12 protein-coding genes and 2 tRNA genes are annotated in these 14,633 nt (G+C 45.1%); 6 read left to right on the forward strand and 8 right to left on the reverse strand.

The window, feature by feature from the left end:
• Positions 1-510 precede the first annotated feature (510 nt).
• The 5 genes from ppsR (at position 511) to ACFBZI_RS09715 (ending at position 5,425) form a co-directional block, all read left to right on the forward strand.
• The gene (ppsR, locus tag ACFBZI_RS09695; protein ID WP_375716128.1) at positions 511-1,377 is read left to right on the forward strand and encodes a posphoenolpyruvate synthetase regulatory kinase/phosphorylase PpsR; all 867 of its coding nucleotides are present in this window, start codon (positions 511-513) and stop codon (positions 1,375-1,377) included.
• A gap of 292 nt (positions 1,378-1,669) precedes the next feature.
• Positions 1,670-2,056 (forward strand): DUF4377 domain-containing protein, encoded by a 387-nt coding sequence (locus tag ACFBZI_RS09700; RefSeq protein WP_375716129.1) that lies wholly within the window; start codon positions 1,670-1,672, stop codon positions 2,054-2,056.
• 38 nt (positions 2,057-2,094) lie between these two features.
• Complete coding sequence (gene sthA, locus ACFBZI_RS09705) at positions 2,095-3,666, forward strand: Si-specific NAD(P)(+) transhydrogenase (protein ID WP_375716130.1); 1,572 nt, start codon at positions 2,095-2,097, stop codon at positions 3,664-3,666.
• Between the two features lie 206 nt (positions 3,667-3,872).
• Positions 3,873-4,472 carry an SH3 domain-containing protein gene (locus ACFBZI_RS09710; RefSeq protein ID WP_375716131.1) on the forward strand — a complete coding sequence of 200 codons (600 nt, stop codon included), beginning with the start codon at positions 3,873-3,875 and terminating at the stop codon, positions 4,470-4,472.
• Positions 4,473-4,642: 170 nt separating this feature from the next.
• On the forward strand, positions 4,643-5,425 hold the full coding sequence (locus ACFBZI_RS09715) for a M15 family metallopeptidase (protein ID WP_375716132.1): 783 nt from the start codon (positions 4,643-4,645) through the stop codon (positions 5,423-5,425).
• A gap of 73 nt (positions 5,426-5,498) precedes the next feature.
• On the opposite strand, the gene ACFBZI_RS09720 is transcribed toward ACFBZI_RS09715, so the two are convergent.
• The 8 genes from ACFBZI_RS09720 to ACFBZI_RS09755 form a co-directional block, all read right to left on the reverse strand.
• Positions 5,499-6,410, reverse strand: coding sequence for a bestrophin family protein (locus ACFBZI_RS09720; protein WP_375716133.1), 912 nt, complete (start codon positions 6,408-6,410; stop codon positions 5,499-5,501).
• Between the two features lie 258 nt (positions 6,411-6,668).
• Positions 6,669-7,913 (reverse strand): alanine racemase, encoded by a 1,245-nt coding sequence (gene alr / locus ACFBZI_RS09725; RefSeq protein ID WP_375716134.1) that lies wholly within the window; start codon positions 7,911-7,913, stop codon positions 6,669-6,671.
• Positions 7,914-8,442: 529 nt separating this feature from the next.
• Positions 8,443-8,712: a colicin immunity domain-containing protein gene (locus ACFBZI_RS09730; protein ID WP_375716135.1), complete on the reverse strand. Its 270-nt coding sequence runs from the start codon at positions 8,710-8,712 to the stop codon at positions 8,443-8,445.
• Positions 8,709-8,873 carry a hypothetical protein gene (locus ACFBZI_RS09735; protein ID WP_375716136.1) on the reverse strand — a complete coding sequence of 55 codons (165 nt, stop codon included), beginning with the start codon at positions 8,871-8,873 and terminating at the stop codon, positions 8,709-8,711. The genes ACFBZI_RS09730 and ACFBZI_RS09735 overlap by 4 nt, the downstream gene beginning before the upstream one ends.
• A 117-nt stretch (positions 8,874-8,990) precedes the next feature.
• Positions 8,991-9,067 (reverse strand) — tRNA-Asp (locus tag ACFBZI_RS09740).
• Positions 9,068-9,072: 5 nt separating this feature from the next.
• A tRNA-Val gene (locus ACFBZI_RS09745) sits at positions 9,073-9,148 on the reverse strand.
• A 320-nt stretch (positions 9,149-9,468) separates the two neighbouring features.
• Complete coding sequence (locus ACFBZI_RS09750) at positions 9,469-10,188, reverse strand: nucleotidyltransferase family protein (protein WP_375716137.1); 720 nt, start codon at positions 10,186-10,188, stop codon at positions 9,469-9,471.
• A gap of 81 nt (positions 10,189-10,269) precedes the next feature.
• Complete coding sequence (locus ACFBZI_RS09755) at positions 10,270-11,298, reverse strand: aminoglycoside phosphotransferase family protein (RefSeq protein ID WP_375716138.1); 1,029 nt, start codon at positions 11,296-11,298, stop codon at positions 10,270-10,272.
• A gap of 364 nt (positions 11,299-11,662) precedes the next feature.
• On the opposite strand from ACFBZI_RS09755, the gene ACFBZI_RS09760 reads away from it, so the two are divergent.
• A complete protein-coding gene (locus ACFBZI_RS09760; protein WP_375716139.1) occupies positions 11,663-14,509 on the forward strand; it encodes an LPS-assembly protein LptD in 2,847 nt (948 codons plus the stop codon).
• Positions 14,510-14,633: the final 124 nt, after the last annotated feature.

Genomic DNA, 14,633 nt, shown 5'->3' on the forward strand with positions numbered 1-14,633 from the left:
GTTATTTTGATGGGATTTATGCAGATTTTATGATGTACATTGTGCGTGAGATGTTGCTCTATCAATGTGATTTATTATGACTGTTTACTTTATGGTTTTATTTATGAGTACTCAATAAATTTGTCTATTTATTTATAATAAAAATACACCCATAAAAATTAAAAATGATATATCTCAAATACAGCAATTGCTCTCACCAGTCAGTACAAGCATTCGCCAAGATTTACCATCATTTTTAGGAATATTTTTTGTAATAAATTAACAACTTGATTACCATAAAATCATCAAGCAAATAGCCCAAAATCACAACATTACAGCAAAAACACATCATTTTGGTGTAAAACTGGTGATGGGGAGTATTTTACTATGTTTGGGTGGGTTTTGGATATTGATTGGTTTTAATAATGGCTATTTTATTACTTTATGGATTTTGGGTTCTTTTTGTGCCGTCTTTTTTGTGCTATAATAAGGCGATTTTATCCATATCATCAGCCATAAAGAAGAACAGACATGTATGTCCACACCCCCACCGCCCCTGAGCAACCCAATGAGCCACCCATTCGCAGTGCGTTTTTTATCTCTGATGGTACTGCCATCACCGCCGAGACACTGGGAAAATCCCTACTGAGCCAGTTTAGCGATGTGGAATTTGACATTCAGGTCATTCCTTATGTCGATACGCCCGAGCTTGCCCAAATTGCCGTTGGGCGTATCAATCAAGCCTTTGAAAAAAGCGGACTTCGCCCCCTAGTTTTTGACACCATTGTCAGTGATGAAATCCGTGAAATCATCAACTCTGCCAATGCCCATAACCTAGATATTTATGAAGGTCTAATCAACCGCATCGCCACCGAAATCGACCACAAGCCCAATCCGCACGCAGGCATGGCACACAGCAATGTGGATTCGGACGATTATAAAGCTCGCATCGATGCGGTGCATTTTGCTCTAGATAATGACGACGGTGCTCGCACCAATCACTATGACGGTGCTGATATTATCCTAGTTGGGTTATCTCGCTCAGGCAAGACGCCAACTTCTTTATATTTGGCATTACAATACGGTATCCGTGCCGCCAATTATCCTTTGACCGAAGAAGACTTGGACACCAGCCAGCTGCCACGAGCCCTAAAACCTTATCAAAGCAAGCTGTTTGGGCTAACCATCGACACCGAACGCTTGGTGCGTATCCGCCAAGAACGCAAAGCTGGCAGCCGTTATGCCAGCCTTGCCCAGTGCCAAGAAGAGCAGCGTGCCATTCAAGCGATTTATAGCCGCCAAAAAATCCCCAATCTGAATGTCTCAGAGATGTCGGTTGAAGAAATCGCCACTCGCATTCTGCAAATCACAGGATTAAAACGCCGCATCGGTGTCTAAATCAGTGTCTGATTTGGTGCTTGCTTGGTGTATGTTGCAAATTTTGCACGCTATCCAAGCAAAAGGATTTGAGTAAAGCTGCCCAATTGGACTGATGATTTTAAAAGTTTTATTTAAAATTAAATTTACGATTTAATTAATAAAATTGTATTAATAATCGTATTAAGAATTGCGTTAAGCATTTGATTTGGATTTGATTTGGAACTTGAATTTAATTTTTACTCCAAATTTACCCCAAATTAAATCAGCCATTTGCCAAACCATTTAACAACAGTAGTAAATTGTAACCATGATGTCAAAAAATATGCCAAAAAAACGCACCATTTCATCGGTTTTTGCCCTTGCCTGCCTGTCGGTTGCCCTGACTGCGTGTCAAAGCACCGCCCCAAAGCCTGACGCTTGGTACACGCCAGCGTTAGCAACCAAAGACAGTCAAGTGCTAGAAATCCTGCCCACTCGCACTTCTTGCAACTCAGGCAGTCCGATGCAGTGCCTACTGGTCAAGCCGCTGGGTACTGGCGATGGTGAGATTTTTGGTATCGGATTTAATGACATCAAGGGCTTTGAACCCCGTGCAGGCATTTATTATAAAATTCGTGCCAGCCAAGAATATGACCAAAATACTGGCGAGCTGACAGGTCTGTGGCAGCTTGATGAAATCTTATCACAAAGCAAATAAACCACGCCCATCACGCCAGTCCAACCCAAGGGGAGATTATGTCAAAAAAACAAAAAACCACGCAGCAGACCGCCCAAGCCAATGCTGATGCGACCACTGCGACCGCCAAGGCAAATACCCAGACCTTTGAACACATCGATCATGAGCATCTGCACCCTAGCCTAATCAGTCCGCTAGACGGCCATCGCATCGGTATTCGCCGCACGCACAAAAGCCCCATCAAGCACAATTATGAATACGATGCCATCGTACTGGGTGCAGGCCCCGCTGGTGAAGCAGCGGCGATGAAACTTGCCAAATCTGGCTATCGTGTCGCCATCATTGACCCCCGTGATCAAGTTGGCGGTAACTGCGCTCATGTGGGGACAATCCCCAGTAAGGCACTGCGTCAATCGGTGTTTAACATCATTAACTTTCGCCGAGACCCCCTATTTAAGCAAACCAAAGACAGCTATCAAGTACCACTAAGTAAAGTACTGAGCCGCGCTCGTGAAGTAATCCGCCACCAAGTCAATACCCATAAGCTGTTTTATGAGCGTAACCATATCCAAGTAATCCACGGCTGGGGCAGCTTTATTGACTCGCACACGCTAGAGATTTATGCCAATGAGCATGAGCCGACTCGCACCATCACCTTTAACCAAGCGGTGATTGCCGTGGGTTCTCGTCCTTATCGCCCTGATATGCTGGACTTTGACCACCCCCGTGTTTTTGACTCTGACAAAATCCTACAAATGGACTATGTCGCTCGCAAAATCATCATCTATGGTGCTGGTGTCATCGGCTGCGAATATGCGTCCATCTTTACTGGCTTGGGCTATGTGGTTGATTTGATTAATAATAAAGAGCAGCTATTAAGCTACTTGGACGAAGAAATCTCGGACGCACTGAGCCACGACTTGCGTCAGTTTGGCGTGCGTATCCGCAACCACGAAGAGATTGACCACCTAGAGACGCACGATGATTGCGTGATTTTGCACCTAAAAAGCGGCAAAAAAATCAAATCCGATGCCATCTTATGGTGTAACGGTCGCTCAGGCAACACCGATAGCCTAAATCTGGAAGCCGTCGGTCTGACTGCCAACAGCCGTGGTCAGCTAGAAGTCGATCAGACTTACCGCACCAGCGTACCACACATCTACGCTGTCGGTGATGTCATCGGCTGGCCGTCTTTGGCATCTGCCGCCTATGACCAAGGCCGCAATGCCGCAGGCTTTATGGTTGGTGATGAAGATGCCGAATTTATCAGCAGCGTACCGACAGGGATTTACACCATTCCTGAGATTTCTAGCATCGGCAAGACCGAAGCGGAACTGACCGCCGAGCAGATTCCTTATGAAGTGGGTCAAGCGTTCTTTAGACATTTGGCACGCTCGCAGATTATCGGTGAACGCTCAGGCGTCCTAAAAATCCTATTCCACCGTGAGACCTTAGAGATACTTGGCATTCACTGCTACGGCAACCACGCATCGGAGATTATCCACATCGGTCAGGCGGTGATGAAATGTGGGCATACGCTTGAATATTTTATTAACACCACCTTTAATTACCCCACCATGGCAGAAGCCTATCGTGTGGCGGCATTAAACGGCATGAACCGCATTTTTTGATTGATTGATTAAATTCATCAAAAATAATCACCGTCCAACTTACCAAAGCCAGTCATTGCACTGGCTTTTGTTTTATCGGTTTTTTGTTGCATGACAGTAAGTTAAACGATAAATAAACAATACATTTGTTTGCATATTGAAATATTGATAAGAATGAATTAGAATATTTTGTATTGTCCAAACATTTCAGCATTCAAGGATTGCGTATGAAAAAGATGCTAATTTTATCTGGAGCGATTGTCGGTGCGACCATGCTGACCGCTTGCGATGACATCGTCAAGGGCGTGGCTCGTGAAATTCTAAAAGACGAAGCCCCAGCCCAGCAAGCACCAGCTGCCCAGCCGCAAGTACAGAACCTACAACCTGTGATTGTGGACGGTCAAGCACAGCAGCCTGTACAGCAACAATACGACCAAAACGGTCATCCAGTGGCACAGCAGCCTGTCCAACAAGTCCCTGTACAGCAAGCACCCGTCCAACAAGCCCCTGTCCAAGCTGCTCCACCGCCAACCGTGGTTGTATACAAAGAGCGTCAGCCGCCAAAACAAGAAGTTGTGTTCATTGAATCATCGGGCGATAATTATATCCTAACCCAAAAAGATGGTTTTGTTTATATGCGTAGCGAACCATACGCCAAAGCTCACAAAATTGCCAAACTAAAAGATTACACCCCTGTTGCCATTCTTGACTGTGGTGGTGTAACATACCGTCATGATGTTACAGAAGGCAATCGTGGAGCATGGTGTCTTGTAGAAGCTAACGGTAAGCGAGGATATGTATTCAACAGCTATATCCACTCTAGATAATTAAGAATAACAAAAATAATAAATATAAAAAAGCAAAAAGAATGGTTAAAATCGCACCTTAACCATTCTTTTTTTATTTAAATTTAGGGCAAATTAATCACTAACTCAGATTATAGTTTTATCAATTCATATACCACTTTAGGGCTTCTTACCGAATAGCAATTTGGTCGATGTGCCTAAGCAATACACGGCAAAAGCTGAAAAAAATCCACCGAGAAGTTTATGAGCCTTTGATGCAAATGATTGCCGCCGCACGAGCTGATGGCGTTCGCTTGAGCATTGTTTCTGCTTATCGCTCATACGACCACCAAAGACGCATTTGGGAACGCAAATGGGGCAATAACGCCAATAATGACACCAAAAAAGCCTTGGATATTCTTAGATGGTCGTCTTTTCCCGGCACCAGCCGCCATCACTGGGGAACAGATGTTGATTTTAACAGCGTAGAAACAGGCTACTGGAACAGTGCAGAAGGTAAGAAAGTTTATCGCTGGCTCAAACAAAACGCCGCTGATTTTGGTTTTTGCCAAACTTATGACAGTGGGCGTACACAAGGCTATAATGAAGAACCTTGGCATTGGTCGCACTTGCCAACAGCTGATAAATATTATGCACAAATCACCAACCCAGCGGTGCTAGACATTGCCTTGACCCAAAAAATCAAAGGTGCGGTAGCGGTGCGTCAGCTTGGCGTTATGATGAATTATGTTACTGGTATCAATCATTGCCAAGTCAATCAAAGCCGAGTTAAACAAGGCAGCCAAGCCGCTCACAAGCAAGCCGAGCCAGTGCAAATTGTTGATACAGCAGCAAAACCACAATCGCAGCCGCTACATCAACAACAGCCAGAAATGCCACAACAACCAACCATTCAACATGTCCAAAATAGCAATGTACCAAAGCCGCCTTTGGGTGATTTAGAAAGCATTGCTATTCAAAACCCTGACAAATAATCAGGTCTAAAAAATAACGGTATCTAAATCCAAGATGCCGTTATTTTTATTAATCACATTAATCCAATTAAATTTAACTTAAATTATAATTTTTATCAATTTGCCACGCATCTGGCAACGGCTTGTCCAATAACATCAGCGTCTCACGCTCAATCATTCGCACCATATTATCCAACGCCAAATCGTGATGGTCCATGCCAAATGGCTCTTCTAACTGATGGCTCAACTCATCAAGCCCAATCAGCAAATAAGAAATAAAACCCACCAACAGCGGTGTCCACAGCCCCATCACCGACTCCAGCCCAAACGGCAACATCCAACAAAAACAAAACACCGCTCGATGCAGCAGTACCGAATACGGAAACGGCAACGGCGTGCTATGGATACGGTCGCAGCCTGCCTGTACGCCGCCCATCTCCACCAGATGCTTTTGGATTGTGGCGTAGATGATGTCGCTGATTTTGCCTTGTTGTACGGCGGCGGTCAGTTGTTTTTGCATGGATTCTAGCACACGCTGCGGCACATTGATTTGGCTATCGAGCCAGTCTAGGCGTTCTGTGCTGATGTCGGTATAGCCGAACTGCTCACGGCGGATTTTTTGCCCACGCAGGCGGTCTCTGAGCGTCGCCACAAACAAGAGCATATCCATCAATAACGCTTCACGATCCGCCGCTGGCAAAAAACAACTGTCTCGGCTCAGATGGCGAGTATTTGCCACCAATGCACCCCACAGCTTACGCCCTTCCCACCAGCGGTCATAGCAAGCATTATTACGAAAACCCAAAAAAATCGAAATCGCCACACCAAACATGGTAAAACCCACCGCAGGCACTGTGGTCGCACCATACCAGTGAAAGCGTGCCAGCGTGCCAGCCAGTAGCGACAGCGTCATAATGCCCAGAATAATCGGCAGCACCTTTGGCAGTACCGTGCCATGCCAAACAAACAGCAGCTTTAGCCCATTGGATTTGTCCCGAACAATCATTTTTACCCCACAATAACAATCATTTATAATATAACAAATGCTTGCTATTATACGCTGGAAAAATTCTCAAGCAAGCGATTTTGTGCCTGCGTGGTGTTTTGGGAGAAAAATGGGCGGTTTGATGGTTTGGTGGTTTGATAATATAGAAAAAGCACCCTTGATGATAGGGTGCTTTAGGGTGGGGTTTTGGGGTAAAAGTTAAACAGCTAAACAGTTAAACAATTAAAAATCAGATTAAACCAACCAAATTTAAGGTGTTTAAGGCTTAATCAAGCGTGGATTTGAATTGCCCCAAATGGTGTATAAATCGGCAAGCAAGGCATCGTTGATGTCTTCGATTTCGGCTTGGCTAATTTGCCCTTCGCCTTGACGACCATAAATCACCACTTCATCGCCGATATTAATGGCGGTTTTGTTAATAATGTCTGTTACATCAACCATAGTCGTATTCATTGATACCTTACCCAAAACAGGGGCGCGCATACCGCCGATAAGCACCACGCCCTTATTGGTAAAGGCACGGCGATAACCATCAGAATAGCCAAACGGCAGATTTGCCAAATAAGAATCTCTGGTCAAGGTGTGCATACCATCATAGCCGACCTTTGTGCCAGCAGGATAAAACTGCACCGATGCCACTTTGGTCTTAAAGCTCATAATCGGCTGATAGGCGGGCTTGGCATCGATGGTATCGCCATAAATCAAACCACCGGGACGCACCATGTCCAAATGACTCTCAGGCACGGCAATGGTCGCAAATGAGTTGGCGGTGTGCAAAGTCAGCTGGCTGCGGTCAAGTTTGGCAGCTGCTATCAACCAAGCAGTTTGTTCGTTAAATAACGCCAAGCGTTCACGCACATAGCTTTCATCTTCAAAGGCATAATGGGTCATGATGCCTGTCAAGTGCAATGCTGGTAAAGCAGTGATTGCCAAAGCATCACGCTTGCCCTGCTCACTGCCGACATCTAAGCCATTGCGATCCATGCCGCCGCTGTTTAACGCCAAATGCACATTGATGGATTTGCCTTGTGATGCCGCCAAATCATTTAGGGCTTTGGCGTGAGCCAGACTGCCTGTCAGCTCGGTCATCTCATAGGGTAATGCTGCCTTGATTTCTTCCATATCTGCCATACGCACACGCATGATTGTCCCTTGATAGCCGTGTGCCCGTGCCACTCGTGCTTCTTCGTTACTGGCGATACCAATACATGGTACATTGAGCTTAATGATGCTTGGCATCAACAAATCAATGCCGTTACCATAAGCATCTGCTTTCATGATGGCACAAATTTTGGTGCTATCAGACAGATTATTTTGTAGGCGAATGATGTTATTTTCAAAGGCTTGTACATCAATCTCCAGCCAAGCATTGGCTTTTTTGTGATTTTGATAACCATAATCGCCATGCGTCTGTAAGATCGGGGCGGCTTGTACAGTGGCACTCATTAGGCTTGTACCAAAAAGCACGCCTGCCATGGCAAGTTTTAGCGGTGCATATTTCATCAGTATTTCCTTGTTTGTCAAAAATAGAGACAAGGATATTTTTAAATAAAAATCAGCAGACTGCAAGCGTTTTTTGTGTTTTTGTGCATTGATGTGCCGATTTGGCCAAACTGTTGGCAAATTTTTACCAAACGATCTTTGGTTAAACTGGCTTAAAATTGCACGCACCACAGCCCATCTTAATGCCAAAAATAAAAGCACCCTTAATGATAAGCGTGCTTTAAAGTGGATTTTTGGGTTAAAAAGTGAATTAATCCATTTTCATCATCTGATGATAAGCGTCAATTTTGCTTTGACGCAAGGACTGTATCTCGGACGGTGTCAGGACTTTTACCTGAATTGATGATGAATTTTGCTTCCCATTCGGTGAGTTTTGAGAAGTCGTAGCCGAATGTTTGCGTCCAGAATGTTTCAAGTTGTCCATAATTTTCTCTTAATTGCTGCAAAGTTTTAGCACTTAGGCGAAGTTGTGCCGAATATTGCTTGCCAGTTAGAGCGTATGCACCATCGCAAGCATCTTACTTAAAAATCAGATTAAGCCCACCGACCTTAGGGCTTGCTCGACTTCTTGTCTGAATTGAACTTCGTCAATATCGAACTTATGCGGCGAATTGACATCATAATCAGGGTTGAACCTATCACAGGCAGAAAATATCTCACATTCAGCTTTGCTAATAGCCGCATTTTCATAGATAGAAGTGATTTTGCCTTCCCTTTCTTTAATGTATCTGAGCATAAAAACATCTGCTGGCATTTTACCATGATAAAAATCTAACGCCATGTCTAATAAATAAGTCAAAACAGAACTCCATTTTTTAAAAAATTGCGATGCTGGTCGCCATCTGGGTCAAGTTTAAACAAAGTCTTAAATTCGCCCTTGCCGTCAAACGCTGCCGCTACGCCTGTTTTGTCATTATAACCTATTTTATCATTATGGTGTACCACGATGTCTTTCATCATGACAATCACCCACTGGCAAATCCGACTTTGGATTTCGCAATCAAATTTCGCAAAGTGTAAAACAAATTACAAAAAAAATCTCAAGTCGGGGGAGACTTGAGATTACAAAGCAAATAATGGCGCAGCGGACGGGACTCGAACCCGCGACCCCCGGCGTGACAGGCCGGTATTCTAACCAACTGAACTACCGCTGCTAAAGTGGTGGGTGGTAACGGGATCGAACCGCTGACCCTCTGCTTGTAAGGCAGATGCTCTACCAACTGAGCTAACCACCCTAAAATGTTTTGTTTGATACGGTGTCAAGGTATCACATTTTAAGTTTCTAAACTTATCACAGTCAATCACTGAATTTTTAATTTGTGTTGCTGTGTTCGTTCGTTGTGGTGCGTATTATATAGAATTTCCCACCAGTGTCAAATGTTTTTTATCAAAAAAATGCGATATTTTTGATAAAGTTTGTAAGTTATTGATATATAATAAGTTTTTTTTTGGTAGATTTTTAATGGATTTTGGTAAAATTTATATCGATTGGTACCGCTTGGCGGTTGATTGGTTGGCAAATTTTGGCAAAATGGACATCTGCTTGCCAAGTTGGTCATTTGCCAGATTTTGCCAAATACTGCTCAAGCCCTGCCAGTCGCTCCAGCGTGCCGACATCTACCCATTTATCGGCGATATGCTCGCCTGTGATTTGCCCATCTGCCATGGCTGCCCTTAGGCATGGTGCCAAAGGGGCAATCTCGCCCACGCCGACATCTGCCAGCAGCCGTGGCGACATCACACTAATCCCTGCAAAGGTCAATGCCGTATCGTTGGCAGTTTGGTCGGTGGTTTTTGTGCTGACTTTGCCATGGTTTAGCACAAAATCCCCTGCTGGGTTATGCTCAGGATTATCCACCAGTAGCAAATGTGCCAAATTATCCGCCAAATCATGCTCTACTAAGGGGCAAAAATCGTACTCACTCCAGACATCGCCATTGACCAAAATAAACGGCTCATCGTGCAGCAAACCTTGATCTAAGGCGTATTTGATGCCACCTGCTGTCTCCAGTGGCTCACCTGTCTCGATGGAGATTTTTAGGCGGATATTAAGCTTATTTTCAAGGTCCAACTTGTCCAATCCTGCCACCAGCACATCGGACAGATAGCCTGCATTTAGCACGATATGGCGAATGCCTGCCGCTGCCAGTCTTTGGATATGCCAAAGTATCAGCGGCTTATTCGCCACAGGGACTAAGGGTTTTGGCGTGGTGAGTGTCAAAGGTCGCATTCGTGTGCCTTTGCCAGCTGCCAAAATCATCGCTTGCTTAATCATAATCGCCCTTTTTGCTTGTTTGGTTGCTTATTTTTGTCAATTTACCAAATTGCCAATTTTATCGTGAATTATTTTCGCCAATTATTGGCTTTGAAATTTATCTTGATAAGCTGGCAAAACATCGGCTTGTAGCCATGCCAAAAACTCGCCATACACGGCATCATGGGTATGCTCTGACAGCCAACGCAATTCGGTCAATAAATCACGCATCACCTTAGGAATGTCCAAAAGATAGCGGTGCTTGCCATCACGCTCAGACAGGCGGATAAAAATGCCCAGCACTTTTAGGTGTCGTTGCACACCCATGACATTGGTCTGAGCGATAAAACTGCCCAAATCGACACGGGGACGAATCAGCTGATAAAATTCTTGAATGCGTTTTTCGACCCAAGTTTCATCATAATCAATATAAGCATCACGCACCAAACTCACCAAATCATAAGTATAAGCACCGATCACCGCATCTTGAAAATCAATCACGCCCAAGGCATCACTGCCCTTATCCGCCATCAAGTTGCGACTGTGATAATCTCGATGTACGATAACTTTGGGCTGGGCAGCGACTGCATTGATAACTGTCTGTTGTAGCTGTGTCCACAGCTTTTGGGCGTGATCGTTCAGACTTACGCCCAAATACGGCAAAAACCACTGATCAAACAAAGCCATCTCTTGTGCCAGTTTTTCGTCGCTATATGCTGGCAAATCCACATCGGTGCTGATGCTTTGTAGCTGTGCCAAAGTGCCTAAGGCTTGGGTATAATACACATCTTTATGCTTGGCATCTTCGGCAATCAGATGGGCAAATTCCACCGTGCCAAAATCCTGCAACAACAAAAACCCACGAGCCATATCACGAGCGATAATGTCTGGCACATTCACCGCTTCGCTCATCACTTCGGCGACATGGACAAACTCGCTGACGCTTTCTTTTTGGGGCGGTGCGTCCATCAACAGGTAAGTCATCTGACTTTGTGGCAGATAAATGCGATGATAACGGCGAAAACTGGCATCACCAGGCAGGCTCTCCACCGAAAATCCAGCCGCCAAATGGGCATTTAAAAAATCCATCATCTCATCAAAGCGTTCGCTTGCGTGTGTATTGCTCATCATTTTTCTCATCATTTTTAATTTATCGTATCAGCAAACATGGGCATGGCAACATAGCATAAACGCAATATCGGTATTAATATCAATATCAACACAAATGCCTGTTTAATTTAACTTAACCCTACCAATTGCCATGCCAATTGCCGCAACGATAAATCAACTAAATTGGTAAACTAAAACCGATAGTCTAGCGGATTTTGCTTGCTTTTACCAGTAAAACTATCATCGGCAAAATATACCCATCGCTCAAGCTGCCACATTCGCCCACAAAATCTCAAAAATTCTCACAACAAACGCCCACAAATGGTGTAAAATAACCAAGATTTTCTTTGTTTTTATTGTTGTTTCTTGACCAAAAGGGCAAACTGTGACTCGTTCTCGTATTTTTGCAACCCATTCACCAAACACCGTGGTACATCATCAGTCCAAAACCCCTTTGGCAACTGCCATTCGCTGTGTGTTGTTTGGTATGGCAAGTCTGCCTTTTGCCATGCCGATGCACGCCTTGGCACAATCAGCACAGACAGCACACGCCACGCCAATGATAGAGCCAAACGCTGATACTGCGGACAATGCCGACACCGCTGTTAATGCCAATGTTGATGGTATGATGGCAACCGATGGCGACAATGACAATGGCGATAATGGTGCTGATGGCAAGATTGACGATTCAACCAATTTCACCAATTTCACCACCGCCAACAGCCATCAAACCGCCAATCATGGCGACCACGATGACACAGCCAAAGCAAATTTGGGTCAGCAAATTATCGAAAAATTGGGCTTTGATAATGGCGTCGCTCGCAGCCAAAGCCTTGCCAAATTGTCCGAAAATTATCACACCAAACCCAACCAAGAAGCTCGCTGCCAAGGCGTCTGGTTGCAGCCTGCCGCACCGACAACCGCCGATGGCAAAACTTCGCCACGCTTGGACGCTGATGGCAATCTGTTGGCGGCGGACGGTATTTTTGCCCAAGCCGATTATGGCTATTATGACGCCAAAAATTATGCCGAACTGGTGGGCAATGTCATTGTCGAGCAAAACGGCCAGCGTGTCGTTGCCGATAAAATCACGCTAGACACCATCACAGGGCAAGCGGTGGCAAGCGGTCAAGTGCAATTTAGCGATGGCGGTACAAATAATGGCACAGACAGCGGTACGGGCAATGGCACAAATCATGGCAAAAACACTGGCATCATTGGCGTTGCCGAAAGTCTGCAATACAGCACCGATGGGCAAACTGCCACCGCTCGTGATGTCGCCTTTGCCAGCACCAGCATTAACGCCCACGGCTACGCTGGGCAAATGGACAAAATCAGCGACAGCCAGTATCAGCTGCAAGATGTGATGTTTAGCACCTGCCCGCCAACAGAACGCAAATGGTATCTGGACGCCAACAAGATTGATATTAACAGCGACACTGGGCGCGCTGTGGCAAAAAATGCCACTTTGCGTATCAAAGAAATTCCTGTTTTTTATTTGCCGTATTTTAATTTCCCCATCGACTCTCGCCGTGCGTCAGGTTTTTTGTTGCCGACAGCTGGCTTTGGTGCGTCTGATGGCTTTGAGATTAGCACCCCTTATTATCTCAACCTAGCCCCAAATTATGATGCCACCATCACGCCAACGATTTTTACCAACAAAAATCCGATGATTACTGGCGAATTTCGCTATTTGACTGGCAATTTTGGCTCAGGTGAGCTGACGGCATCATATTTGCCAAACGACAGACAATACCACAACCAAGACCGCAGCCGTATCCGCTTTGAGCATGGTTGGCAACCCAAAAAATTTGACAAAATCCACGCTTATGCCCAGTACCAGCATGTCTCTGATGCCAAATACCCTGCCGATTTTGATGCCCTAAGACTAGAATCCACCAGTCTAAACTTGCCCAGACGCATTGGGGCGAGCTTTTTGGACGAAAATGTCTCGGCAGATTTTCGTTTTGAAGATTTTCAACGCTTAGATGGTGCTAAGATTGACGGCACACGCATTTTGGACAAAGACCGCCCTTATGCTCGCCTGCCGCAGTTGTCGGTCAATTATCGCCTGCCAAAAGCATGGCTGGGCTTACCAGACGGCTTACAAATCAGCGGTATCCACAATTCAGCGTATTTCAAAAAAACCATCGATGACAACTCTGAGCCTGAAAAAAGCGGCGGCAGAATGTTTAACCAAATCAGTGCCAGCTACCCCATCTTACGCTCGTGGGGCTATGCCACGCCAAAGCTCTCATTGTCGCACTTGTACGCCAGCTATGACGAAGACAGCCTAGCTGACCAAAATTTGAGCAAACAAGATGGTAAATACTCAGTCTTTGCCCCCACACTCAGCGTGGACGCAGGCTTGTTTTTTGAAAAATCTGGCTCGCCGTTTGCCTTATTTGATGACAAATTGGGCGGCTATCAAGTGCTGACGCCACGCCTGCACTACACTTATACACCATTTAAAAACCAGCAAAATATCCCAAATTTTGAGACTGGTGTCGCCCAATTAAGCTATGAGCAGCTGTTGAGCAATCAGTGGCTTTTGGGTTATGACCGCATTCAAGACTTGCACGCCATCACGCCTGCGATTAGCTATCGCTACATTGACAGCACAGGGCAGACACGCTTTGAAGGTGGTATCGCTGAGCAGATTTTACTTGATGATGTGCGTGTCGGCATTGATAATGACAATCACCAAAATTTCATCGGCAAAAGTTCAGGATTGGCATGGCAAGCCAGTTTACAACCCAAAAATGGCTTATGGCTAGACGCATCAGGGTCGTTTGCCACCAATTATCATCTTAATAACATCGTTGCCCAGCTGCGTTATCAACCCAGCGAACAGACATTATTTAACCTAGGCATCATCGAACGCAAACAAAACCGTGCCTTGAACCAATCCGCCCTGTCTGCTTATACCGCATCGGCGATTTTCCCCATCAACAACCGCTGGCGGCTGATGGGACAGGCGCAATACGATCACGCACAGGGCTATTTGATGGATTCGATTTTGGGGGTCAATTACGAAGATTGCTGCTATGGCTTGTCAATCTACGCACGCCGCTATCGTGATGCCATCAATCCGCACCAGTCGCCAAACACCGCCATCATGGCAGAGATTCGACTCAATGGTATCACCAGTAGTAGCCGCCTAAATCGTCTGTTAAGCGACAGAATTTTGGGCTATGATCAAGTGCAAAACGCATGGCAAAAAGCGTATTGATTGGCTGGATTGATTGTTCTAATTGACCATTTTGGTTCTAATTTACCATTATGTTTTGGTTTTGCGGTGCTGATTTGCACAAATTTTTAACATCGACAATTAAAATTTGCTAAATTGAGCAAAT

Source organism: Moraxella marmotae (assembly GCF_042219885.1).
Classification (GTDB): Bacteria; Pseudomonadota; Gammaproteobacteria; order Pseudomonadales; family Moraxellaceae; genus Moraxella; species Moraxella marmotae.

Bases quoted from the DNA above. Each gene is read 5' to 3' on its own strand.
- ppsR (WP_375716128.1), top strand. From the start codon at position 511: ATGTATGTCCACACCCCCACCGCCCCTGAGCAACCCAATGAGCCACCC.
- ACFBZI_RS09700 (WP_375716129.1), top strand. From the start codon at position 1,670: ATGTCAAAAAATATGCCAAAAAAACGCACCATTTCATCGGTTTTTGCC.
- sthA (WP_375716130.1), top strand. From the start codon at position 2,095: ATGTCAAAAAAACAAAAAACCACGCAGCAGACCGCCCAAGCCAATGCT.
- ACFBZI_RS09710 (WP_375716131.1), top strand. From the start codon at position 3,873: ATGAAAAAGATGCTAATTTTATCTGGAGCGATTGTCGGTGCGACCATG.
- ACFBZI_RS09715 (WP_375716132.1), top strand. From the start codon at position 4,643: ATGTGCCTAAGCAATACACGGCAAAAGCTGAAAAAAATCCACCGAGAA.
- ACFBZI_RS09720 (WP_375716133.1), bottom strand. From the start codon at position 6,410: ATGATTGTTCGGGACAAATCCAATGGGCTAAAGCTGCTGTTTGTTTGG.
- alr (WP_375716134.1), bottom strand. From the start codon at position 7,913: ATGAAATATGCACCGCTAAAACTTGCCATGGCAGGCGTGCTTTTTGGT.
- ACFBZI_RS09735 (WP_375716136.1), bottom strand. From the start codon at position 8,873: ATGATGAAAGACATCGTGGTACACCATAATGATAAAATAGGTTATAAT.
- ACFBZI_RS09750 (WP_375716137.1), bottom strand. From the start codon at position 10,188: ATGATTAAGCAAGCGATGATTTTGGCAGCTGGCAAAGGCACACGAATG.
- ACFBZI_RS09755 (WP_375716138.1), bottom strand. From the start codon at position 11,298: ATGATGAGCAATACACACGCAAGCGAACGCTTTGATGAGATGATGGAT.